Below are 23113 nucleotides of genomic sequence, written 5' to 3'. Positions count from 1 at the left end.
CCGTACCACCGCGCGAAGCCGCCCCGAAGCACGCAGGGAGTACTACTCCAACCCGTGCAGCATCAACTGCCTGGCCGCCTCGGTGATCGACCCGGACAGCGACGGGTAGATGGTGAAGGTCATCGCCAACTGGTCGACGGTGAGATTGTTCTCCACCGCCATCGTGATCGGCAGGATCAGCTCGCTGGCGTTCGGCGCCACCACCACCCCGCCGACCACCTGCCCGCTGGCCGGCCGGCAGAACAGCTTCACGAAACCGTCCCGCACGTCCGCCATCTTGGCCCGGGCGTTGCCGGCCAGCGGCAGCATCACCTGGCGGGCCGGGACCTTGCCGGAGTCCACCTCGTTCTGCGACACCCCGACCGTGGCCAACTCGGGATCGGTGAAGACGTTGGCGGCGACGGTACGCAGCCGCAGCGGCGAGACCGCCTCGCCGAGCGCGTGCCACATGGCGATCCGGCCCTGCATGGCGGCCACACTGGCCAGCGGCAGTACCCCGGTGCAGTCACCGGCGGCGTAGATGCCGGGCACGTTGGTCCGGGAGACCCGGTCGGTGTTGACGTAGCCGCCCGGTGCCACCGTCACGCCGTACTCGGCCAGGCCGAGGTCGGCGGTGTTGGGGACCGAGCCGACCGCCATCAGCGCGTGCGAGCCGTTCACCACCCGGCCGTCGGCGAGTTCCACCTCGACCCCGTCGCCGGAGCGGCGGACCGCGTTCGCCCGGCTGTTGTTGAGGATCTCCATCCCCCGGGACCGGAAGACCTGCTCGATCGCCATCGCGGCGTCGGGGTCCTCGTGCGGCATCACCCGGTCGCGGCTGGAGACCAGGGTCACCTCGACCCCCATCGCCAGGTACGCGCTGGCGAACTCCGCGCCGGTGACGCCGGAGCCGACCACGATCAGCCGTTCCGGCAGTACGGGCAGGTCGTACACCTGGCGCCAGTCCAGGATCCGCTCACCGTCCGGGACCGCGCTGGGCAGTACCCTCGGGGTGGCTCCGGTGGCGATCAGCACGGTCGAGGCGTCCATCGAGTACGTGGAGTCACCGTCGGACGGGGTCACGAGTACCCGGTGGGTGTGACCGAGCGTGTCCTCGCCGAGCCGGGCCCGGCCGGAGACATAGGTCACGCCGGCCTTGATCAGTTTTGCCTGGATGTCGGCGGACTGGGCGAGCGCGAGCCGCTTGACCCGGCCGTAGACGGTCGGGGCGTCGACGGTGATCGCCTCCAGCCCGTCCGAGTGCACCCCGAACTCCTCGGTGTCCCGATATCCGGTCACCACCTCGGAACTGGCGATGAAAGTCTTCGACGGTACGCAGTCGTGCAGTACGCACGCCCCGCCCGCCCCGTCGGTCTCGACCACCGTCACGTCGGCGTCCAACTGGGCGGCGACCAGCGCCGCCTCGTAGCCGGCCGGCCCCCCGCCGATGATCACAATCCGGCTCACAGTGCTCGCCCTCCGTCGCTGCTTCCCGTGACAATCTTGTTCAGAACCCGTCCGACACGCACGGTCGTATTCTCCCCCACCCCTCCACCGGGCTATCGTCATCGCCGTGCGTCATTACGCCGCGTACGGCTCAAACCTCGATCCCGCCCGGATGCGTGCCTACTGCCCGCACTCACCCATGGTGGGTACCGGCTGGCTGGAAGGCTGGCGGCTCACCTTCGCCGGTGAGGGGGTGATCGGCTGGGAGGGCGCGGTCACCACCATCGTGGAGTCGCCCGGCGATCGGGTCTTCGTCGCACTCTACGACGTGCACTCCTGGGACGCCGCCCAACTCGACGAGGTCGAGGGGGTGGCCTCCGGCACGTACCGGAAGCTGCACGTCCGGGTGGTCACCCTGGACGGCGAGATCACCGCCTGGGTGTACGTCTTCGCCGGCTACGAGGGCGGCCTGCCGACCGCCTGGTACCTGTCGGAGATCGCCAACGCGGCGGAGAAGGCCGGCGCCCCCGACGACTACGTCGCCGAACTGCGCTCCCGCCCCACCGGCACCGCCTCGGCCTGACCCGTCCCGGGTCGGCCACCCCGGCACCGCTCGGCCCGTCCCGGGTCGGGTCGCTTCCGGTCGGGTCGGATCGGATCGGATCGGCTACTCCGGGACCGGGCAGGGGATCTCCACGGTCACCAGTGTCGGGCCGCCGACCGGGCTGTGCACGGTGAGCGTCCCGTCGAACGCGCCCAGCCGGCGCCGTACGCCGCGCAGCCCGCTGCCCCGGTCCGGGTCGGCGCCGCCCCGACCGTCGTCGGCGACCGTGACCCGCAGCGCCGTACCGGTGTGCGTGATGGCGATCTCGACCGTGCTCGCCCCGCCGTGCCGGCTGGCGTTGGCCAGCGCCTCCAGCGCGCAGAAGTACGCCGCCGACTCCACCGGCGGGTCGAGCCGGCCGGGCAGTTCCCCGGTCACCCGTACCGGGACCGGGCTGTCCAGCGCCACCGCCCGGAGCGCGTCCGGCAGGCCCCGCTCGGCGAGTACCGGTGGATGGATGCCCCGGACCAGGTCCCGCAGTTCGGTCAGCGCGGTCGCCGAGGCCGCCCGGGCCTGGGCCACCATCGCCTGCGCGGCCGGCGGATCCTCCTCGATCAGCCGCTCCACCCCGGCCAGGCTGAGCCCGACCGCGATCAGCCGGGCCTGTGCCCCGTCGTGCAGGTCCCGTTCGATCCGGCGCAGCTCGGCCGCCTGGGTGTCGACGGCGTCGGCCCGGGTCTCGGTGAGCTGCCGTACCCGCAGCGCCAGTCCGGCCGACCGGGTGGGGGTGAGCAGCAGCCGGTCGTACCGGAGGCGGAGCCGGAGCAGGGCCGGGGCGAGCAGCACGCCGAGGCCGGCCAGTGCCAGGCCGAGCAGTGCGCTGGTCCAGCCGGGTATCCCGGCGAGATCGGGCGCGACGTGCGTGACGCCGTACCAGATGTACCAGGGGGTGACCCACTCCCCGGTGAACAGGCCCAGCGGCACCGCCCAGGGCGCCCACCACAGTGGCTGCCCGACCAGCCCGAACAGGCCGATCGAGACGAGCGCGGCGGGGATCAGCCCGAGCACCCCGACCAGCGGGTTGGTGGCCATCCAGAGCTGGTCCCGCCAGAACGCCGGATCGCTGAAGAGCCACCCGTACTCCTGCACCCGGACCGCGGTGGCCCGGTCGGCGTACAGCGTGCGCCCGACCCGGTAGCGGCCGTCCTCCTCCGGCCGGGGCGGCTCGGGAAACGGCCGGTACGGCTCCGGGATCGCCACCCCGGCCCAGGTGCGGGCGTACCGGCGGTAGCGGCTCACCAGCGGCCGGGTCAGCCTCGACACCTGCGGCGACAGCCCGCCCCAGCCCACCAGCAGGGTCACCAGGTTGAGCAGGAAACCGCCGAACGCCGCGAAGCCGAGGCCGACCAGCCCGGCACCGTTCCAGGCGGTGCCCGACCGCCGGTTCGTCCAGCCGGCCAGCCCGGACCGGTGCCACCAGGACCGCTCGGGCGACTGGAGCAGCAACCGGGTCCACCGGGCGTGCAGCCGCAGCGTCAGCGGTGCGACCGCGAAACCGAGCACGACCAGCGCCAGCCCGACCGGCAGCGCCAGCGCCAGCGGCGGCGAGCCGACGACCGGGGCCGTCCCGTCGGCCAGCCCGAGCCCGCCGAGCCCGATCCCGGCACCGGCCAGCACCGGCGGGACCAGGGTGCCGAGACCGCCGGCGAACGGCGTCAGGTGCAGCCAGGCCCACTCGCGGAGCAGCGCCGGGTCGTCGCCGCGCCAGGACAGCTCCATCAGGTACGCCGGCAGCCGGGGCGAGCGGTAGAGCTCGTTCTCGTGGACGTACCAGCCGTCGGCCCGGCGCTGCGGCACCGGCGGTCCCGGGCGGTGCTCGACCGGTATCGGGATCCCGCCCCAACGCCCGGCCAGCCGCCGACCCAGATCGGCCAGCCGCTTGGCGGCCCGGGCCGCCGGCAGGTACGGCACCACCAGGGTCGCCGCCATCACCAGCAGTACGGACATCAGCAGGCCGAGCAGGCCCAGCCCGGTCTGGGCGAGGTTACGGACGAACGCGAGACCGTACCGGCGCGACATGCGTCCAGTCTGGCCGCCCGGCGCCCTCCGGCGGACTGTTGCCAGACGCCCGGCCGGGGTGTAGTTACCTGCACCCCGGCCGGGCAGGTGGACGCATTCCGGCCGCCCGCCGGAGTTCCTAGCGTTCTTCCCATGACAGTCATCGAGGTCAGCAACCTACAGAAGCGGTACGGCGACCAGGTCGCGGTCCGGGACGTCTCCTTCGAGGTACGGGCCGGAGAGATCTTCGGGATCGTCGGACCCAACGGCTCCGGCAAGACCACCACGGTCGAGTGCCTGACCGGGCTGCGCCGGGCCGACGGCGGGATGATCCGGGTACTCGGGCTGGACCCGGCCCGGGACCGCGCCGAGCTGCGCCGCCAGGTCGGCATCCAGCTCCAGGAGAGTCACCTGCCGGACCGGCTGAAGGTCTGGGAGGCGCTGGACCTCTACAGCTCGTTCTATCCGGAGCCGGCGGACTGGCGGGCACTGATGGCCGAGCTGGGACTGACCGCGAAGCGGAACACGGTGTTCGCCAAACTCTCCGGCGGGCAGAAGCAGCGGCTCTCCGTCGCGCTCGCCCTGGTCGGCAACCCCCGGATCGCGGTACTCGACGAGTTGACCACCGGGCTCGACCCGCAGGCCCGCCGGGACACCTGGCAGCTCGTCCGGGAGGTCCGGGACCGGGGCGTGACGGTCGTCCTGGTCACCCACTTCATGGACGAGGCCGAGCGGCTCTGCGACCGGCTGGCCGTGGTCCGGGCCGGTGAGGTGGTCGCGATCGACACCCCGGCCGAACTGGTGGCCCGGGCCGACGTGCCCGGCGTCGCGCGGCCCACCCTGGAGGACGCCGTCCTCGCCCTGACCGGCCCGACCGCCAGCACCCCGAACTGACCCCCCCGGCGTTGCCGCCACTGACCTCCGGCGTAGCCGCCACTGCCCCCCGGCATAGCCGCTGCCGACCCCGGCGTGCCCGCTACTGATCTCCGGCGTACCGCCCGAATCGAAGGATCGAGGAACCCTGATGAACGCCGCTACCCTGCCCGAAACCGTCGAGTCCGGCGCGGCCGGCCGGAGGCGCCGAGGCCGTACCGCCGGCCGGAGCACCGCCAGGCTGGTCGTCACCGAGGCGAAGCTCTTCGTCCGGGACCCGCTGGGCTCCTTCTTCGCGGTGATCTTTCCCGCCGCACTACTCCTGGTCCTCGGCAGCGCCATGCCGGGCTTCGACGAGCCGAGCGCCGACATCGGCGGCCGGAAGCCGGTCGAGTTCTACCTGCCGATCATCCTGGCCATGGCGATCGGCACCGTCGCCCTGGTCAGCCTGCTGAACGTGCTCGCCGCCGACCGCGAGAAGGGTGTACTGCGCCGGCTCTCCACCACCCCGGTCTCGCCGGTCCGGCTGCTGGTGGCGCAGTTGGCGGTCAACGTGGCCGCGCTGCTCGTCGGCTCCGCACTGGCACTGCTCGGCGGTTGGCTGGTCTTCGGGATCGAGGCCCGGCCGAACGTACCCGGACTGCTGGCCGCCTTCGTACTCGGCTCGGCCTCGATGGTGGCGCTGGCCCTGCTGCTCGCCGCCTTCACCCCGACGAGCCGGGCCGCGATGGGCATCGGCAGCCTGGTCTACTACCCGATGCTCTTCGCGGCCGGAGTCTGGACCCCCGGCCCGATGATGCCGGAGGCGGTACGCCGGGTCGCCGACTTCACCCCGCTCGGCGCCGCATCCCAGGCGCTCCAGGACACCTGGACCGGCGACTGGCCGCAGCCGCTGCACCTGGCGGTGCTGGTGGGCTGCACCGCGCTCTTCGGAGCCCTGGCCGCGAAGCTGTTCCGCTGGTCCTGATCCCCGGGACGGGCTGCGGTTCAGCACCGAAGCCACAGCCGCGGCCCTCGCCCTGGAGGTGCTGGCCCGGGCCGACGGGATCGACCCGGTGCGCGCCGTGGTTCCGCCACAGTTGGCCGGAACCACGGCGGCAGTGCGCGACCGCCCGGACAGGGCGGGCTGGTCAGTCCAGGTTGGGCGGTGACATCCGGACGCTGGTCGCCGCGGCGCCGAGCAGGTTGACCAGTTCCACCCGCTCCGCCGCTTCGAGTACCCCGTACGCCTGGGCCACGATCCGGTCGGTCACCGACTCGACCCAGAGCCGCCGCCGGACCAGCGGCCCCACCGGCGGGTACGGCGGCGACCAGCCGTACGTCACCGCACCGGACTCGCCCTCGGGACCGGCGAGGATGATCTCCATCGCCGTCATGCCGGCCGCGCGTACCGCCATCAGGCTGGCGCCGGAGTAGTACTCGTAGAGCAGGTGCAGCAGTACGGCCGCCCGGGCGGCCGGGGCGGCGTCCGCCGGTACCGGCATGCCCCGCCAGGCCGCGAAGAGCGGCATCCCGGTGGCGTCGGCCGCCGCCACGACCGGCTCGACCAACTCGACCAGCCGGGCGAGTGGCGGGAAGCCGGCCAGGTAGTCGATTCCCCAGCGGCAGCACTCGGCCCGGCTGACCTCGGCCACCGCACTCGGGGTGGCCACCCGGGCGGCGGCCTCCCAGCCGTCGGCGACCGCGTCCGGCGAGAGGATGCCGATCGCGGCGGCCACGGTCTCGGTCCGTACGTCGCCGAGAACCGCACCGCGACCGGTCACCAGGAACGCCCAGCCCGAGATGCCCATCTGACGCGCCCGGCGCAACGTGCGGGGACACTCGATGAAGCCGCTGCCCAACTTCTGCACGGCCGGCCTGGCCGCGCCGGCGGCCTGCTCGGGGGTCAACGACACTGCCTTCCGGTCTGCGTTCCGGGTTCCGCCCGCGTCACCCGGTTGAGTCTGCCTCGCGGACCGGCATTTCGGCAGTCCCGACGGCCAGCCGCGCCGGAACGACCCGCCGGGCGCGGAACGACCCGCTGGGCACGGAGGGCTGCCGCTGGCGTGGACCGGCCGGCCGTACGCCCGTGGCGGGGCCGGCACCGGGTCAGGGCGTGTCGTCGCCGTCCTCCGCCGTCGCCTCGACGGCCGCCTGCACCTCGCCGGCCCGGCGCCGGGCGGCGACCGCGCCCCGCTCGGCGGCTCTGCGGGCCAGTTTGCGCCGCCCGGACTCCTGTTCGGCGGCGGTCCGCCGCCGCTCCAGTTCGGCAAGTTCGGACTCGATCGCGGTCAGCGCCGTGGCGGCGTCCCGCTCGGCCGCCACCGCCGCCGCCAACTCCGCCTCGGCCCGCTCCTGCCGGCTACGCGCCTCGGCCAGCGCCCGGTCCAGGGTACGACGACGGGCGGCCCGGGCGGACTCCTCGGCCCGGGCGGCCCGGGCTGCCGCCCGGGCGGCGGTCGAGGTGCCCTGCTGCCCCGCCGTGGCACCCGCTCGGGCCGCCCCGCCTCCGGTACGCCGATCCCGCGCCCGACCCGCCGCGCCGGTCCGGGCCTCCCGGCCCGCCGCCGTGGACTCCTCGACGGCCTCCTCCACCAGCTCGTCGACGGCGTCCTCGGCCAGTTCGTCGGTCTCCGGGCCGCCGACGATCAGTCGGAGCTGCGGCCGGGGTACCTCGCCGAAGCCGGCGTAGCTCGTCGCCCGGACCAGCCGGCCGGACCGGGCCTGCTCGGCGACCTCGACGTCGGCCAGCGCGGCGTTCAACGTCGCCTCCACCTCGGCCAGCGGCAGCTTCCCGGCGGCCAGTCGGGGATCCTCCTCCTCAGCGAGCGCCCGGGCCTGGCCGACCAGCGCGCCCACCACGCCCCGCCGCTGGGCGGAGAGTTCCCGGAGGCGGTCGCCGCGCAGCTCCCGCTGTGCGCCACGAAGCGCGGCGGAGAGTTCGACCAGCTCGGCCATCAGCTCCGGGCGGCGCAGGGCCAGCAGGTTCACCAGCCAGGCCGCCACGGTCGGCTTGCGCAGCTTGGCGATCTCCCGCGCGGCGGTCGGGTCACCGGCGGCCCGGGCTGCGGCGACCGCCTCGGCGCGGGCCGCGACGAAGCCGTCCGGCGGGGCGGCGTAGAGCCGCTCCACGAGGTCACGGGGCAGACCGGGCATGCTCTCGATTCTCCGGTTCGGTCGGGGCGGTCCGGGTCACCAGGTCGGGCGTGGTCAGTCGGCTCGGACGACGCTCCGAACTCGACCGTACGCAGCACGCCGGCACACCCGTACGGACGCGTGGCCGTACCTGGTCAGTCGCATCGAGACTCCTCGGTCACCGAATCGTGATGTCTTCAGCGCAGTCTGCCGGAACCGGTGTTACTTCGCGGCGCGTCTGACGGAACGCCTCTACGGGGGGTCGGACAAAACGGAGGGGACGATGAGCGGACGAAACAGGACCGTGCGCGGACGAAGCGGAATCATGGTCGGGCCGGGGCGGCACCGCCTGGCCGGGCTGCTGGGTGCGGTGGCACTGGCCGCCGCGCTGGCGCTGGCCGGCTGCGCTTCCGACGGCGGGGACAACGCCTCCGGCACCTCGGCGGCGGACGCTCCGGCCGAGCAGGCACAGCCCGGCGCGGCCGAGGCGCCGCAGGCCGGAGGCGGGGCACCACAGGCCGGCCAGCCGGCGAAGGAACCGGCGACCGACCTGGCAGTCGGCCAGCGGGCGATCATCTACACCGGCTCCGTCACGGTACGGGTGGACGACGTCGAGGCGGCGGCGGCCCGGGCGGTGGGCATCGTGGCCGGGGCCGGTGGCTTCGTCGGCGGCGACAACCGGAGCAGCGACGAGTCCCGTTCCGAGGCGACCCTGCAACTGCGGGTCCCGGCCGACCGGTTCGCCGCCGTGGTGGACGAGGTCGCCCGGCTCGGTAAGCAGTTGCGCCGGGACGTGAAGACCGACGACGTCACCGAGGAGACCCTCGACCTGGACGCCCGGATCGCCACCCAGAAGGCGAGGGTGGAGAGCGGCCGGCGGCTGCTGGCCCAGGCCAAGTCCCTGTCGGATCTGGTGATGCTGGAGAGCGAGCTGGCCAAGCGGGAGGCGGATCTCGCCTCGCTGGAGGCGAAGAAGCGCCGGCTGGCCGACCTGACCGCACTCTCCACGGTCACCGCCGTACTGCTCGGGCCGAACGCCCAGGTGCCGGAGGACGACGAGCCGTCGACCGGGTTCCTGGCCGGGCTGGAGGGCGGCTGGAAGGCGTTCGTCGCGTCGCTGCGGATCCTGCTGACCGTACTGGGCGCACTGCTGCCCTGGGCCGTCGGGCTGGGCCTGCCGGCGTTCGCGGTGGTCTGGCTGGTCCGCCGGCTCCGCGGCCGACGCTCCCGGCCGACTCCGCCGACCCCGCCGGCTCCGCCCCGGACCCCGCCCACGGTCCCCGCCCAGGCGCCGGCCCCGCCCGGCTGAGCCGACCTCCCGGGTACGCCGGGTGCCGCGACTCCGGGCACCCGGCGTACCCCGGTCATCGACTGGGCCGCCCTGCTGTCCAAGCGGACGCCAAGCGCCACGGGGACGGAGGTGCTCAGCCGGCCAGCGCCTTGAGTGCGGTCTGCACCAGTAGCCGTACGCCGACCCTGATCGCCCGCTCGTCCACGTCGAAGGTCGCCCGGTGCAGGTCGACGTTGGCCGCCGCCCGCCCGACGCCGAGCCGGGCCAGCGCACCCGGTACGTGCTCCAGATACCAGGAGAAGTCCTCGCCACCCATGCTCTGCGGGGTCTCGGCGATCCCGGCCGGGCCGGCCGAGGCCACCGTCGCGGCGGTCAGCACCCGGATCGCCCCGGCATCGTTGACCACCGGCGGACGCCCACGCAGGTATTCGACGTCCACGGTGGCGCCGGTCGGGGCGATCACGTCCCGCACCACCTGGGCGACGATCTTCGGCGCCTGCTCCCAGGTGTCCCGGTCCAGCACCCGGAGCGTACCGGCCGCCATCGCCTCGTTCGGGATGACGTTGTACTGCGTACCGGCCGATGCCTGGCCGAAGACCAGCAGCAGTCCGCTGTTCGCCGGCACCCGGCGGTTGACCAGCGCCGGTACCTCGGTGACCAGCCGGCCCAGCGCGTCGACCAGGTCCACGGTCAGGTGCGGCCGGGCGGTGTGCCCGCCCGGCCCGGTCAGCCGGACTGTGATGTTGTCCGCCGCCGCGGTGATCGGGCCGACCCGCAGGCCGACCTGGCCGACCGGCAGGTTCGGGTCGCAGTGCAGCGCGAAGATCTGGGTCACGTCGGTCAGCCCATCGGCCTCGATGACCTCCAGCGAACCGCAGGGCAGGATCTCCTCGGCCGGCTGGAAGATCAACCGGACCCGCCCGTCCAGCTCGCCCCGCCGGGCGAGCTGGGCCAGCAGCAGGCCGACCCCGAGCACGACGGTGGTGTGCACGTCGTGCCCGCAGGCGTGGCAGGCGCCGTCCACGGTGGACCGGTAGGGAACGTCCTTGACGTCGGTCAGCGGCAGTGCGTCGAGATCGGCCCGGAGCGCAACCACCGGCCCGGACGGCCGCCCGTCGATGTCACAGATCACCCCGTTGCCCTTCGGCAGCAGACGCGGCTCCAGACCGGCCAGCGCCAGTTCCCGGGCGATCAGCGCGGCGGTGTCGAACTCCTGGCCGGACAGTTCCGGGTGGGCGTGCAGGAACCGGCGGGTGGCGATCAGATCGGGCAACCGGGCGTCGAGCAGCCGGTCTAGTCCGAAGGGCAGGGGCTCGGCCCCGGGCGGCGTCTCGGATTCCGACGACGCCGGCTGGCTGCCGGTCGGCAGTTGCAACGCACTCGTCACGTCGAATTCTCGATCACTGTGGATGGGATGGGACTCGGACAGCCTAGACCGCCGACGGTGACGCTGCGCAACCTCGTTCTGGTAGTGATCAGACAGCACAGCGTCACGAAAGCCCTGGTAGGAGCGCTCGGCAACGTACGGAACGCTGCCTATCCCGCCATCAGACCCCGCCATCTGTGCCACACCTCCTACAACGCGTGACGGTTTCACCGGTCACGATCTAGCTCGGCAGCAACGCCACCTGTCCGGTTTGTCGAGTTATCCGACAGCCCTCGGGTAGGCGACGGTGCAGCACCACCGGGTGGGGTGGCGGGGGTCCCCAGAGTGACAGTCGGGGTCAAACGGGCCGCGCACAGGCTGTCCGTCATCGCACCGACCGGGCCTGGTCACCTCCCGATACCCGAAAAACCGCGCCGGCACTCCACGGACCGCCGATCATCCGACAGCGGGCCCCGCCGAGCCGGCGGAGGAGTTCTCTATCAAAGACGTTCGGCAGCGGGCGGAGGTTGCAGCGGCGGGCGTCCCTGGATCGGCGGGTCAGAACCGGTCGCTCGGCCGGTACGTCCCCCACACCTCGCGCAGCACGCCGCAGACCTCGCCGACGGTGGCCCGGGCCCGCAGCGCCTCCTTCATCGGATAGAGCACGTTCTCGGTACCCGAGGCGACCGTGCGCAGGTCGGCGAGGGCGTGCTCGACGGCGGCGCTGTCCCGGTCGGCCCGCAGCCGGGCCAGCCGCTCGCGCTGGGCCGCCTCGATCGCCGGGTCGACCCGGAGCGGCTGGTAGGGCTCCTCCTCGTCGACCGTGAACCGGTTGACCCCGACCACCACCCGGTCGCCGGACTCGATCTCCTGCGCCACCCGGTACGCCGACGACTCGATCTCGCGTTTCTGGAAGCCCGCCTCGATCGCCTCCACCGCCGAGCCGTACTCGGCGACCCGGCCCATCAGCTCCCGCACCCCCGACTCGATCTCGTCCGTCATCGACTCCACCACGTACGAGCCGGCGAACGGGTCGACGGTGGCGGTCAGGTCGGTCTCGTGCGCCAGCACCTGCTGGGTACGCAGCGCCAGCCGGGCCGCCTTCTCGGTGGGCAGCGCGATCGCCTCGTCGAAGCTGTTGGTGTGCAGCGACTGGGTGCCGCCGAGCACCGCGGCGAGGCCCTGCACGGCGACCCGTACCAGGTTCACCTCCGGCTGCTGGGCGGTGAGCTGCACCCCGGCGGTCTGGGTGTGGAAGCGCAGCATCAGCGACTTCGGGTTCCGCGCGCCGAACTCGTCCCGCATCAGGTGGGCCCAGATCCGCCGGGCGGCCCGGAACTTCGCCACCTCCTCCAGCAGGGTGGTCCGGGCCACGAAGAAGAAGGAGAGCCGGGGCGCGAAGTCGTCCACGGCGAGCCCGGCGGCGAGCGCGGCGCGGACGTAGGAGATGCCGTTGGCCAGGGTGAAGGCGATCTCCTGCACCGGGGTCGCCCCGGCCTCCGCCATGTGGTAACCGGAGATCGAGATGGTGTTCCACCTCGGCACTTCCTTGCGGCAGTAGCCGAAGGTGTCGGCCACCAGCCGCAGCGAGGGCTTCGGCGGGAAGATGTACGTCCCCCGGGCGATGTACTCCTTCAGGATGTCGTTCTGGATCGTCCCGTTCAGCGCCGGGCCGGCCACCCCGGACTCCTCGGCCACCAGTTGATAGAGCAGCAGCAGCACCGAACCGGGGGCGTTGATGGTCATCGAGGTGGAGACCTGGTCCAGCGGGATGCCGGCGAAGAGGGTCCGCATGTCCTCGACCGAGTCGATCGCCACGCCGACCTTGCCGACCTCGCCGTGCGCGACCGGGTGGTCGGAGTCGTAGCCCATCTGGGTGGGCAGGTCGAAGGCGACCGAGAGCCCCATGGTGCCGGCGGCGAGGAGCTGGTGGTAGCGCGCGTTGGACTCGGCGGCGGTGCCGAAGCCGGCGTACTGGCGCATGGTCCACGGCCGCGAGGTGTACATCGTCGGGTAGACGCCCCGGGCGTACGGGAACTCGCCGGGCGCACCGAGCCGGGCGGCCAGACCTCCCGGTACGTCGTCGGCGTCGTAGACCGCCCTGATCGGGAAACCCGACTCGCTCGACCGACCTTCACTCATGACCGGCATGGTAGATCCGACCCCTTGAGGCGGGCTCTCCCGGACCGAACCGGCAGGTGGCCGGGAGCGTGCGGGGCGGCTCGGCGCACCCTCCGACCCAGGTGAGCGGACCGGCACGCGCCGTCGACAAATGCGAACACTGGGTGAGGGAGTCAACACGTACGGTCTAGTTATCGGGACTTCCGGCGGTTGTCTTTCCCTTCTGCGGTCGGAACCCGCAATATAGGGGGGTTCTGTCCTGTGCCCCCTCGATCTCTTCGGTGGCTTTTCTGTGACTCAGATCCCGACGTGGAGTGGCGGACCGGCCAATCCCACCAACGGACGTGCGGCACCCGGCATCACCATCGGCGGTCGATACTCGTTGCGGGCGGCGGTCGGCCACGGCGGCATGGGCACGGTGTGGCGCGCGGCCGACACCCTGCTGCGCCGCGACGTGGCGGTGAAGGAGGTCGTGCTCCCGCCGGGGCTGGCCCCCAGCGACCGCGACGCGATGTACGAACGCACCCTCCGCGAGGCGCGGGCCGCGGCGGCCCTCCAGCACCCGGCGGTGGTGCAGGTCTACGACGTGGTCACCGAGGGCGGGCGGCCGTGGATCGTGATGGAGCTGCTCGACGCGCGCAGCCTCGCCGACATGGTGATCGAGGACGGCCCGCTCGCGCCGCGCGCGGTCGCCAAGATCGGCATCGCCCTGCTCGGCGCGCTGGAGGTGGCGCACGCGATCGGGGTGCTGCACCGCGACGTCAAGCCGGCCAACGTGCTGATCTCCTCCGACGGCCGGTGCGTACTCACCGACTTCGGGGTGGCCCGGATGCCGACCGACGTCCAGCTCACCACCCCGGGCATGGTGCTCGGCTCGCCGCACTTCATCTCGCCCGAGCGGGCCATGGGCCAGGACTTCGGCCCGCCCAGCGACCTCTTCTCGCTCGGCGTGACCCTCTACACGGCGGTGGAGGGGCGGCCACCGTTCGACAAGGGCGACCCGATCGAGACCATGCACGCGGTGGTGGAGGACCCGCCCGCGCCGCCGGTCCGGTCCGGGGCGCTGACCCGGGTACTGCTCGGCCTGCTGGAGAAGGACCCGGCCCGCCGGCTCGACGTGACCGCCTCCCGCACCATGCTCCGCGAACTGCTGGCCGGCCCACTGGCCAGCAACGCCGCCGGGCACATGGTCACCGACCCGTACGCGGTGGTGCCGAGCCAGCGCTCGCCGTGGCAGCAGCCGTCCCCCGGCACTCCCCAGTCACCGGCGCCGGCCGGAGCCCAGTCGGGCCAGCCCGGCCGCCCGCCGGCCAACAGTGAGATCGGCGGCCGGGCCATGCTCGCCCCCGACGAGTCCCCGACTGACCGGATCGCCCGGAACTCCCGCGAGGCCGCCGCCTCGAACCGGCCCCCGGCGGCCGGCGCGAACCCGCTGGACACCCCGACCGGGGCGATGCCCGGCTCGGCCGGCCGGCGCGGCGGGCCGCTCGACACGCCGACCGGCGCGATGTCCGGGCACGGCGGTCGGGGCGGCACGGTGCACACGGCCAGCGGCGGCGGCCTGGGCCGCGGCCTGTCCGGTGCCCGCCAGACCGGCGACTCGGTGCTGCGGACGGTCCAGGGCTGGCCGCGCAAGGTCCAGCTCGCCGTGGCCGGCGGGGTGGCTGCGGTGCTGCTGATCGGCATCGTCGCGTTCTCGCTCGGCGGCGGCGAGGACCCGGCCGACACACCCGCACCGCAGGCCGGGCCGACCAGCCAGGCGCCGGTCCAGGCGGCCTTCGCCACCCAGTCGCACAGCGCGAAGGGCGTCGCGGTCAACGTCCCGAAGGGCTGGAAGAAGAGCGGGGCCGGGGTCTACACCGAGTACACCGACCCGGAGGACGCCGGCCGCCGGATCCGGATCCTGGTCGAGAGCGGCAAGAACCCGATGGGCTTCATCAAGGTCGCCGAGGGCAACCTGAAGAAGGGCAGCAGCACCTGTAAGAAGCCGTACACCCAGGTGGCGCTCCAGGAGGTCGAGGTCGCCGGCAAGCCCGCCGCCGAGCTGGAATACACCTGCGGTGAGGGCTCGGGCAAGCGGCACGGGGTGTGGCGGGCGGTCACCGAGGACGGCAAGGCGTACTCGTTCTTCCTGACCACTCCGGACGAGCGGTTCGAGGAGAGCAGGCCGATCTTCGACGAGATGGTCAAGTCGTTCCGGCTCACCAGCGCCGGCTGACGCGTTTCCACCCGGCCCCGCCCCGGCGTACACCACGCCGGGCGGGGCCGGGCTGCGTCCGGGGGTGGCCGGCGTGCTATCACAGTCCGATGGTGGCGAAACCGAACCAGCGGGACGACGTGAACCCCGACGAGTCCCCCGACGCGCTGGCCGGGCTACGCGCCCGGGCCCAGGCGTGGCTCGACGACGATCCCGACCCGACGACCCGGGACGAGTTGCGCGGCGTACTCGACCGGCTGCCGGCGAGCCGGGCCGAGCTGGCCGACCGGTTCGCCGGGCCGCTCACCTTCGGCACCGCCGGGCTGCGGGGACCGCTGCGGGCCGGCCCGAACGGGATGAACCTGGCCGTGGTCACCGCGGCGGCGGCCGGGCTGGTCGGCTGGCTCGCCGCCCGCGACACGTCCGGCCCGCTGGTGATCGGGTACGACGCCCGGCACGGCTCGAAGGAGTTCGCCGAGCGGACCGCCCAGGTGGCCACCGGCGCGGGCCGGCCGGCCCTGCTGCTGCCCCGACCGCTGCCCACCCCGGTACTGGCGTACGCGGTCCGGGCCCTCGGCGCGGTCGCCGGGGTGATGGTCACCGCCAGCCACAACCCGCCGCAGGACAACGGCTACAAGGTCTACCTGGGTGCCTCGACCGGCGGTCCCCGGGGCGCGGGTGCGCAGATCGTGCCCCCGGTCGACACCGAGATCGAGGCGGCGATCCGGGCGGTCGGGCCGCTGGCGGCGGTCCCGCTGGGCGAGCCCGGCAGGGTACTCGGCGACGACGTGGTGGCCGGCTACGTCCGGGCCACCGCCGGAGTGATCGCCCCGGACGGGCCGCGCGGGCTGACCGTGGCGTACACCCCGCTGCACGGGGTGGGTGCCGCCGTACTCACCTCGGTCTTCGCCCGGGCCGGGTTCGCCGTACCGGGGATCGTGGCCGAGCAGGCCGAACCGGATCCGAACTTTCCCACCGTCCCGTTCCCGAACCCGGAGGAGCCGGGCGCGACCGACCGGTTGGTCGCGCTGGCCCGGGAGATCGGCGCGGACATCGCGCTCGCGAACGACCCGGACGCCGACCGGTGTGCCGTGGCGATCCCCGACGCGGTACGCGGCTGGCGGATGCTGCACGGCGACGAGGTGGGCGTACTCCTCGCCGACCACCTGATCCGGCAGGGCCGGACCGGCCTGTACGCCAGCACCATCGTCTCGTCGTCCCTGCTCAGGGTGTTGTGCGAGGCGCGTGGCCTGCCGTACGGCGAGACGCTGACCGGGTTCAAGTGGATCGTCCGGGCCGAATCCGGCGACGCCGAACTGACCTACGGCTACGAGGAGGCCCTCGGCTACTGCGTCGCCCCCGACCAGGTACGCGACAAGGACGGGATCAGCGCCGCGCTCACCTTCGCCGAGTTGGCGGCGACGCTGAAGGCGCGGGGGCGGACCGTCGCCGACCGGCTGGACGAGTTGGCCGCCGAGTTCGGTGTGTACCTGACCGACCAGCTCTCGGTCCGGGTCGACGACCTGCGCGAGATCGAGAACGCGATGACCTACATCCGGACCAAGACCCCGAAGACGCTGCTCGACGAGCCGGTGACCTCGGTACGGGACCTGAGCCCGGCGGCGGACGTACTGGTCCTGCGTACCGAGTGTGCCCGGGTGGTGGTCCGGCCGTCCGGGACCGAGCCGAAGCTGAAGGCGTACCTGGAGGTGGTGGAACCGGTGGTCGACGGCGACGTACCGGCGGCCCGGGAGCGGGCCGCCGCCTCGGTACGCGCGCTGCGCACCGAGACCGCCGCGGCCCTCGGCATCTGGTAGGCCACCGACCGCCGGCCCGGGACGGGCCGGCGGTCAGGTCAGGTCCGGCTGCCCAGCGCGGCGTCGATGGCCCGGGAGAGCGCGGCGATCACCAGCGCCACCGAGGGGCGGATGGTGGACTCCTCCAGGCTCACGTCGTCGGTGAACCCCGCACCCCGGGCGATCTCGGTCAGCCGCTTCCGGGCGTCCTCGGCGGCCGGCCCGGTCAGCCCGAGACTGGGCTGTACCCGGATCGCCGCCATCACCGCGGCGAGCGCCGCGGTCCGCTCGTCCGGTACGGCCTCCCCGGTCAGCGCGTCCACCAGCCGGCGCCGGATCTCCGCCTCGACCGACGGGTCGAGCACCGGATACCGGTGGATGTGGATGTAGCCGAGTTCGGTCTCGTCGACGTCGCTGATCACGCCCCGAGTGCAGAGGCCGGTCAGGATCCGGTCGCGCAGCCCGTGCCGGAGCCGCTGCACCCAGGAGGCCGGCGTGTGCGGGGTGTCCGCCGCGATCCGGGCGAGCACGTCGTCGGCGATCGGGTCGCCGATCGGCGTGGCGTCGGTGGCCACGATCGAACCGTCGGAGAAGGCGACCCGGCCGGCGAGCGCGAGGTCGACCAGCACGGCGGCGGCCATGCCCAGGTCGAGTCCGATCCGGGAGCCGGTCGCCTTGCCGGATATATCGTCGTAGCCGAGTAGCAGCAACTCCTCGGCCAGCCCAACACCAGTCATGGCCCGGAACGGTAGCCGCTCCGCGCCAGCCGCGCATGCGTCCCGGCCGGACCCGCCGGCCGGTTCCGGGAATCGGCGCCGCTGCCGTGGAACCGGCAACGGTGCCAGGCAGTCAGGACCGGTTCGGTGGAATCAGAACCGGGGCATGCCGCCGAACTGCCGGTCGCCGGCGTCACCGAGCCCCGGCACGATGAACATCCGGTCGTTGAGCCGCTCGTCGATCGCGGCGGTGACCAGCCGCAGCGGCAGCCCGGAGCGGTCCAGCCGCTCGATGCCGGCCGGCGCGGCGAGTACGCAGAGCACGGTGATGTCGGTGCAGCCCCGGTCGGCGAGCAGCCGGCAGCAGTGCTCCAGCGAGCCACCGGTGGCGAGCATCGGGTCGAGTACCAGTACCGGGCGGCCGGTCAGGTCGGTCGGCAGCGACTCCATGTAGGCGCGCGGCTCGTAGGTGTGCTCGTCCCGGGCCAGCCCGACGAAACCCATGGACGACTCGGGCAGCAGGCCGAGCGCCGAGTCGGCCATGCCCAGCCCGGCGCGGAGCACCGGTACCAGTAGGGGTGGGTTGGCCAGCCGGATGCCCTGGGTGGGTGCCACCGGCGTCTCGATCGGGAACTGTTCGACCGGCAGCGAGCGCGCGGCCTCGTACACCAGCATGGTGGTGAGTTCGTGCAGCGCGGCGCGGAACGACGCCGAGTCGGTCCGGCCGTCGCGCATCACGGTCAGCCGCGTCTGGGCCACGGGATGGTCAACCACGAGTACGTCCACGGTCGCTCAACCTACCGGTAACCTCGGGTGCACCCTTCTCCTGGTCACCGGTCCCCGCCGCACCGGGCGCGGAGCGGCTATGGCCAAGATCACAGGCTGGGGCCGGTGCGTAGACTTCCCGCCATGACGGCGACAACGGCGTCGGCGCGGTCCGACCTCTCCGAGGTGGGGCGCTCCGAGGCGACCCTACGGACCTTCCTGCACGGCCTGCCCGGCGTCGACCAGGTGGGCGCGGAGCAGCGGACGGCGATGCTCGGCACCCGCTCGATCAAGACCACCGCCAAGGCGTGGGCGATCGACCTGGCGATCCGGATGGTCGACCTGACCACGCTGGAGGGCGCCGACACGCCCGGCAAGGTACGCGCGCTGGCCGCCAAGGCGCTCCGCCCGGACCCGGCCGACCCGTCGTGCCCGCCGGTCGCCGCCGTCTGCGTCTATCCGACGATGGTCCCGGTGGCCGCCGCCGCGCTCTGGGGCACGACCACTCGATCGGCCGGGGACGCGGGTCGGGTACACCTGGCCAGCGTGGCCACGGCGTTCCCGTCCGGGCAGGCGCCGCTGGAGATCCGGCTCGCGGACACCCGCTCGGCGGTGGCCGGCGGGGCGGACGAGATCGACATGGTGATCAACCGGGGCGCCTTCCTCTCCGGCCGCTACCGGGAGGTCTACGACGAGATCGTGGCGGTGAAGGCGGCCAGCGGGGACGCCCACCTCAAGGTCATCCTGGAGACCGGCGAGTTGGTCACCTACGACAACGTCCGGCGGGCCTCCTGGCTGGCGATGCTGGCCGGCGCCGACTTCATCAAGACCTCGACCGGCAAGGTGCCGGTGGCCGCGACCCTGCCGGTCACGTTGGTGATGCTGGAGGCGGTCCGGGACTTCCGGGATGCCACCGGCCGGCAGGTCGGGGTCAAGCCGGCGGGCGGGATCCGGACCACCAAGGACGCGATCAAATACCTGGTACTGGTGAACGAGACCGCGGGCCCGGACTGGCTGCACCCGGACTGGTTCCGGTTCGGCGCCTCCAGCCTGCTCAACGACCTGCTGATGCAGCGCACCAAGCTGAGCACCGGCGTCTACTCCGGCCCCGACTACTTCACCCTGGACTGATCTGATGTTCGAATACGCCCCCGCGCCGGAGTCGCGCGCCGTGGTGGACCTGAAGCCGTCGTACGGGCTGTTCGTCGACGGCGAGTTCGTCGAGCCCGCCGACGGCGGCACGATCAAGTCGATCAACCCCGCCTCCGAGGAGGTACTGGCCGAGGTCGCCGAGGCCGGCCCGGCCGACGTGGACCGGGCGGTACGGGCGGCCCGCCGGGCGTACGACGAGGTCTGGGGGCCGATGCCGGGCCGGGACCGGGCCAAGTACCTGTTCCGGATCGCCCGGATCATCCAGGAGCGGGCCCGCGAGCTGGCCGTACTGGAGTCGCTGGACAACGGCAAGCCGATCCGGGAGTCCCGGGACGTCGACGTCCCGCTGGTCGCCGCGCACTTCTTCTACTACGCCGGCTGGGCCGACAAGCTCGGCCACGCGGGCTTCGGCCCGGACCCGCGCCCGCTCGGGGTGGCCGGTCAGGTCATCCCGTGGAACTTCCCGCTGCTGATGCTGGCCTGGAAGATCGCCCCGGCGCTGGCCGCCGGCAACACCGTCGTACTCAAGCCGGCCGAGACCACCCCGCTGAGCGCGCTGCTCTTCGCGGAGATCTGTCAGCAGGCCGACCTGCCGCCCGGCGTCGTCAACATCCTCACCGGGGCCGGCGAGACCGGCCGGGCGCTGGTCGAGCACGACGGGATCGACAAGGTGGCCTTCACCGGCTCCACCGAGGTCGGCCGGCAGATCGCCCGCTCGGTGGCCGGCACCCGCAAGAAGCTCACCCTGGAACTCGGCGGCAAGGCGGCGAACATCGTCTTCGACGACGCACCGGTCGACCAGGCCGTCGAGGGCATCGTCAACGGCATCTTCTTCAACCAGGGCCACGTCTGCTGCGCCGGCTCCCGGCTGCTGGTCCAGGAATCGGTGTACGACGAGGTGCTCGCCTCGCTCAAACGTCGGATGGCCCGGCTGCGGGTCGGTGACCCGCTGGACAAGAACACCGACATCGGCGCGATCAACTCGGCGGCACAGCTCGACCGGATCCGGACGCTGGCCGAGATCGGGTCCTCGGAGGGGGCCGAGCGCTGGTCCCCGCCGTGCGAGTTGCCGGACCGGGGTTTCTGGTTCGCCCCGACCGTCTTCACCGGGGTCAGCCAGGCGCACCGGATCGCCCGGGAGGAGATCTTCGGGCCGGTGCTCTCGGTGCTCACCTTCCGGACCCCGGCCGAGGCGGTGGAGAAGGCGAACAACACTCCGTACGGACTCTCGGCCGGGATCTGGACCGACAAGGGTTCCCGGATCCTCTGGATGGCCGATCGGCTGCGCGCCGGAGTGGTCTGGGCCAACACGTTCAACAAGTTCGACCCCACCTCGCCGTTCGGCGGGTTCAAGGAGTCGGGCTACGGCCGGGAGGGCGGCCGGCAGGGGCTGGAGGCGTACCTCGATGTCTGATTCCACCGGCCGGGTTGCCGTACGCAAGACGTACAAGCTCTTCATCGGCGGGAAGTTCCCGCGCAGCGAGTCGGGGCGGTCGTATCCGGTGCAGAACTCCAACGTGGCACTCGCCTCCCGCAAGGACGTCCGGGACGCCGTACTCGCGGCGCGGGCGGCGGTCAAGGGCTGGTCCGGCGCGACCGCGTACAACCGGGGGCAGATCCTCTACCGGGTCGCCGAGATGTTGGAGGGTCGGCGGGACCAGTTCGTCGGTCTCGGTGTGCCGGACGACGAGGTGGACGAGGCGATCGACCGCTGGGTCTGGTACGCCGGCTGGGCCGACAAGCTGACCCAGGTGTACGGCAACGCCAACCCGGTCGCCGGGCCGTACTTCAACCTCTCCGCACCCGAGCCGACCGGGGTGGTCGGGGTGCTCGCCCCGGCCGAGCCGGCGCTGCTCGGGCTGGTCAGCGTGCTGGCTCCGGCGATCGTCACCGGAAACACGGTGGTGGTGCTGGTGGCCGAGGCGAGCCCGCTGCCCGCGATCACCCTCTCCGAGGTGCTGGCCACCTCCGACCTGCCCGGCGGGGTGGTCAACCTGCTCACCGGCCGGCCCGCCGAGACCGCGTCCTGGCTGGCCGGGCACATGGACGTGAACGCGCTCGACCTGACCGGGGTCGCCGACCCGGAACTCGCCGCCGAGTGGGAGCGGGCCGCCGCCGGCAACCTGAAGCGGGTACTCCGGCCGGCCGCCGGACCGGTCGACTGGAGCGCCGATCCCGGCGTCGGCCGGATGACCGCGTTCCTGGAGACCAAGACGGTCTGGCACCCGAAGGGCGTCTGACGTCCGGCCGGGGCCGCGATCGTTGCTCCGCCCGGATCGGGCGGTCGGCAACTATACGACAGTGGGTAGTAGAATTGCCGCGTGACGCGACTCGGTGATCTCGAACGTGCGGTGATGGACGTGCTCTGGGACCGGAGTACCGGTGCCGGGGCGACCGTCCGCGAGGTGGCCGAGGCGCTGCGGGACCGTGAGCTGGCGTACACCACGGTGATGACCGTGCTCGACCGGCTGGCCGGCAAGGGCATGGTCGAACGCGAGCGGGAGGGACGGGCCTGGCGCTACCGGCCGGCCGCCAGCCGCGAGGCGCACATCGCCCGGCTGATGCTCGACGCCCTGGACCTGGCCGGCAGCCGGGACGCCGCGCTGGTCCGGTTCGCCCGGTCGGTGACCGGGACCGAGGCCGACGTGCTGCGCGCGGCGCTCGCCGAGGAGGCCGACGACACCCTGGCGGCGACCGACCGGCCGCCCGCCGCGAAACGGCAGGTCTGAGCCGATGCTCTACGCCGCGCACTTCGCGCTCGCCGTGCTGGCCTGTTATCTCGCCGCCCAGGTGCTGAGCCGTTCCGGCAAGCTGGGCGCGGGGTGGGCGTGGCACAGTCCCCGGGTCGCGATCGTCTGCTGGCAGTTCGTCGGGCTGGCTCTCGGGCTCTCCGCGATCGGTCTGCCGATCTCGCTCGGGCTCGCCCCGTACGGCCAGGGCACCGGCTCCGCGCTGCGGTCGCTCGCCGGTGACCTCTTCGGCGGCGGAGACCTGCCGCCCGGCCTGGGGCTGACCCACCTCGGCCTGGTCGGCATCGGCCTGGGCGTGGCGGTGGTGCTGCTCGGCTCGACGGCGCGAAGCCTGCTCGGCGCGCTGCGTGCCCAGCGCCGGCACCGGGACCTGCTGACCCTGGTGGCCCGGGACGACCCGGCCGCGCCCGGCGCGCTGGTACTCGACCACCCCAGCGCAGCCGCCTACTGCCTGCCAGGGGTACGCCCGCAGGTGGTGGTCAGCGCCGGCACCCTGAGCCTGCTCGATCGGGCACAGCTCGCGGCCGTACTCAGCCACGAGCGGGCGCACGCCGACGAGCGGCACGACCTGGTACTGCTCCCCTTCACCGCGCTCTGCCGGGCCCTCCCCGGCGTCCGCTGGGTACGCGCGGCACACGACGCGGTGGCCCTGCTGGTGGAGATGCGGGCCGACGACAAGGCCCGACGCCTGCACGCCGACGGCCCGCTCGCCGCCGCGCTGCTACGGTTCGCCAGCGTCGGTGCCCGGGTCACCCCGGCCGGTGCGCTCGGCGTCGCGGACGGCGAACTCGACGCCCGGGTACAACGTCTGCTGACCGCGCGCCGACCGGGCCGGCTGCCCGGCGCGACCGCGCTGGCGCTGGCGACGGTCCTGGTCACGCTGCCGGTGTCGCTGTTCCTGCACTGACCCACCGGGCAACTACTACGTCACGTAGTAAGCTGGTC

General features: G+C 73.1%; 18 protein-coding genes and 1 pseudogene. 11 read left to right on the top strand and 8 right to left on the bottom strand.

Features of this window, described 5'->3' with window-relative positions; genetic code table 11:
• Positions 1–42: 42 nt before the first annotated feature.
• Entirely contained in the window at positions 43–1446 is a 1404-nt protein-coding gene (locus Pma05_RS15805) for an NAD(P)H-quinone dehydrogenase (RefSeq protein WP_203858175.1), read from the bottom strand.
• A gap of 106 nt (positions 1447–1552) precedes the next feature.
• Here Pma05_RS15805 and Pma05_RS15800 point away from each other — a divergent pair, with 106 nt between their 5' ends.
• Positions 1553–2008: a gamma-glutamylcyclotransferase gene (locus tag Pma05_RS15800; protein WP_101369614.1), complete on the top strand. Its 456-nt coding sequence runs from the start codon at positions 1553–1555 to the stop codon at positions 2006–2008.
• 84 nt (positions 2009–2092) lie between these two features.
• Here Pma05_RS15800 and Pma05_RS43465 read toward each other — a convergent pair whose 3' ends face one another.
• Positions 2093–4048, bottom strand: a complete 1956-nt coding sequence (locus Pma05_RS43465; RefSeq protein WP_203858174.1) for a sensor histidine kinase — start codon at positions 4046–4048, stop codon at positions 2093–2095.
• 132 nt (positions 4049–4180) lie between these two features.
• Here Pma05_RS43465 and Pma05_RS15790 point away from each other — a divergent pair.
• Both Pma05_RS15790 and Pma05_RS15785 read left to right on the top strand, forming a co-directional pair.
• Positions 4181–4837, top strand: a pseudogene (locus tag Pma05_RS15790) (ABC transporter ATP-binding protein); the annotation flags it as partial.
• Positions 4838–5051: 214 nt separating this feature from the next.
• Entirely contained in the window at positions 5052–5867 is an 816-nt protein-coding gene (locus Pma05_RS15785) for an ABC transporter permease (protein ID WP_203858172.1), read from the top strand.
• Between the two features lie 163 nt (positions 5868–6030).
• On the opposite strand, the gene Pma05_RS15780 is transcribed toward Pma05_RS15785, so the two are convergent.
• Positions 6031–6789, bottom strand: a complete 759-nt coding sequence (locus Pma05_RS15780; RefSeq protein WP_203858171.1) for an SCO6745 family protein — start codon at positions 6787–6789, stop codon at positions 6031–6033.
• Positions 6790–6988: 199 nt separating this feature from the next.
• Positions 6989–8035 carry a coiled-coil domain-containing protein gene (locus Pma05_RS15775; protein ID WP_203858170.1) on the bottom strand — a complete coding sequence of 349 codons (1047 nt, stop codon included), beginning with the start codon at positions 8033–8035 and terminating at the stop codon, positions 6989–6991.
• 262 nt (positions 8036–8297) lie between these two features.
• Between Pma05_RS15775 and Pma05_RS15770 the strand changes: the two genes are divergently transcribed.
• Positions 8298–9323, top strand: coding sequence for a DUF4349 domain-containing protein (locus Pma05_RS15770; protein WP_239312444.1), 1026 nt, complete (start codon positions 8298–8300; stop codon positions 9321–9323).
• Between the two features lie 115 nt (positions 9324–9438).
• On the opposite strand, the gene Pma05_RS15765 is transcribed toward Pma05_RS15770, so the two are convergent.
• Together Pma05_RS15765 and Pma05_RS15760 are read right to left on the bottom strand one after the other, a co-directional pair.
• Positions 9439–10692 (bottom strand): amidohydrolase, encoded by a 1254-nt coding sequence (locus Pma05_RS15765; protein WP_203858169.1) that lies wholly within the window; start codon positions 10690–10692, stop codon positions 9439–9441.
• Positions 10693–11229: 537 nt separating this feature from the next.
• Positions 11230–12813 (bottom strand): acyl-CoA mutase large subunit family protein, encoded by a 1584-nt coding sequence (locus tag Pma05_RS15760; protein ID WP_203858168.1) that lies wholly within the window; start codon positions 12811–12813, stop codon positions 11230–11232.
• A gap of 271 nt (positions 12814–13084) precedes the next feature.
• On the opposite strand from Pma05_RS15760, the gene Pma05_RS15755 reads away from it, so the two are divergent.
• Both Pma05_RS15755 and Pma05_RS15750 read left to right on the top strand, forming a co-directional pair.
• Positions 13085–15010, top strand: coding sequence for a serine/threonine-protein kinase (locus Pma05_RS15755; protein WP_203858167.1), 1926 nt, complete (start codon positions 13085–13087; stop codon positions 15008–15010).
• Positions 15011–15099: 89 nt separating this feature from the next.
• Positions 15100–16806, top strand: coding sequence for a phospho-sugar mutase (locus Pma05_RS15750; protein WP_203858166.1), 1707 nt, complete (start codon positions 15100–15102; stop codon positions 16804–16806).
• 38 nt (positions 16807–16844) lie between these two features.
• Here the strand turns inward: Pma05_RS15750 and Pma05_RS15745 are convergent, their stop codons facing one another.
• A complete protein-coding gene (locus Pma05_RS15745; RefSeq protein ID WP_203858165.1) occupies positions 16845–17522 on the bottom strand; it encodes a GOLPH3/VPS74 family protein in 678 nt (225 codons plus the stop codon).
• 132 nt (positions 17523–17654) lie between these two features.
• Positions 17655–18287 carry a uracil phosphoribosyltransferase gene (gene upp / locus Pma05_RS15740; protein WP_203858164.1) on the bottom strand — a complete coding sequence of 211 codons (633 nt, stop codon included), beginning with the start codon at positions 18285–18287 and terminating at the stop codon, positions 17655–17657.
• Between the two features lie 123 nt (positions 18288–18410).
• Here upp and deoC point away from each other — a divergent pair, with 123 nt between their 5' ends.
• The 5 genes from deoC (at position 18411) to Pma05_RS15715 (ending at position 23075) form a co-directional block, all read left to right on the top strand.
• A complete protein-coding gene (gene deoC / locus Pma05_RS15735; protein WP_203858163.1) occupies positions 18411–19397 on the top strand; it encodes a deoxyribose-phosphate aldolase in 987 nt (328 codons plus the stop codon).
• 4 nt (positions 19398–19401) lie between these two features.
• Entirely contained in the window at positions 19402–20832 is a 1431-nt protein-coding gene (locus tag Pma05_RS15730) for an aldehyde dehydrogenase family protein (RefSeq protein WP_203858162.1), read from the top strand.
• On the top strand, positions 20825–21658 hold the full coding sequence (locus Pma05_RS15725; protein WP_203858161.1) for an aldehyde dehydrogenase family protein: 834 nt from the start codon (positions 20825–20827) through the stop codon (positions 21656–21658). The genes Pma05_RS15730 and Pma05_RS15725 overlap by 8 nt, the downstream gene beginning before the upstream one ends.
• Positions 21659–21739: 81 nt before the next feature.
• Entirely contained in the window at positions 21740–22147 is a 408-nt protein-coding gene (locus tag Pma05_RS15720) for a BlaI/MecI/CopY family transcriptional regulator (protein ID WP_203858160.1), read from the top strand.
• Positions 22148–22151: 4 nt separating this feature from the next.
• Positions 22152–23075 (top strand): M56 family metallopeptidase, encoded by a 924-nt coding sequence (locus tag Pma05_RS15715; RefSeq protein ID WP_203858159.1) that lies wholly within the window; start codon positions 22152–22154, stop codon positions 23073–23075.
• The last annotated feature ends 38 nt before the right edge of the window (positions 23076–23113 follow it).

Source organism: Plantactinospora mayteni, from assembly GCF_016862935.1.
GTDB classification, from domain to species: Bacteria; Actinomycetota; Actinomycetes; order Mycobacteriales; family Micromonosporaceae; genus Plantactinospora; species Plantactinospora mayteni.
Note: the sequence above shows the minus strand (reverse complement) of the source record. Positions and strands in the feature narration are given on the sequence as shown.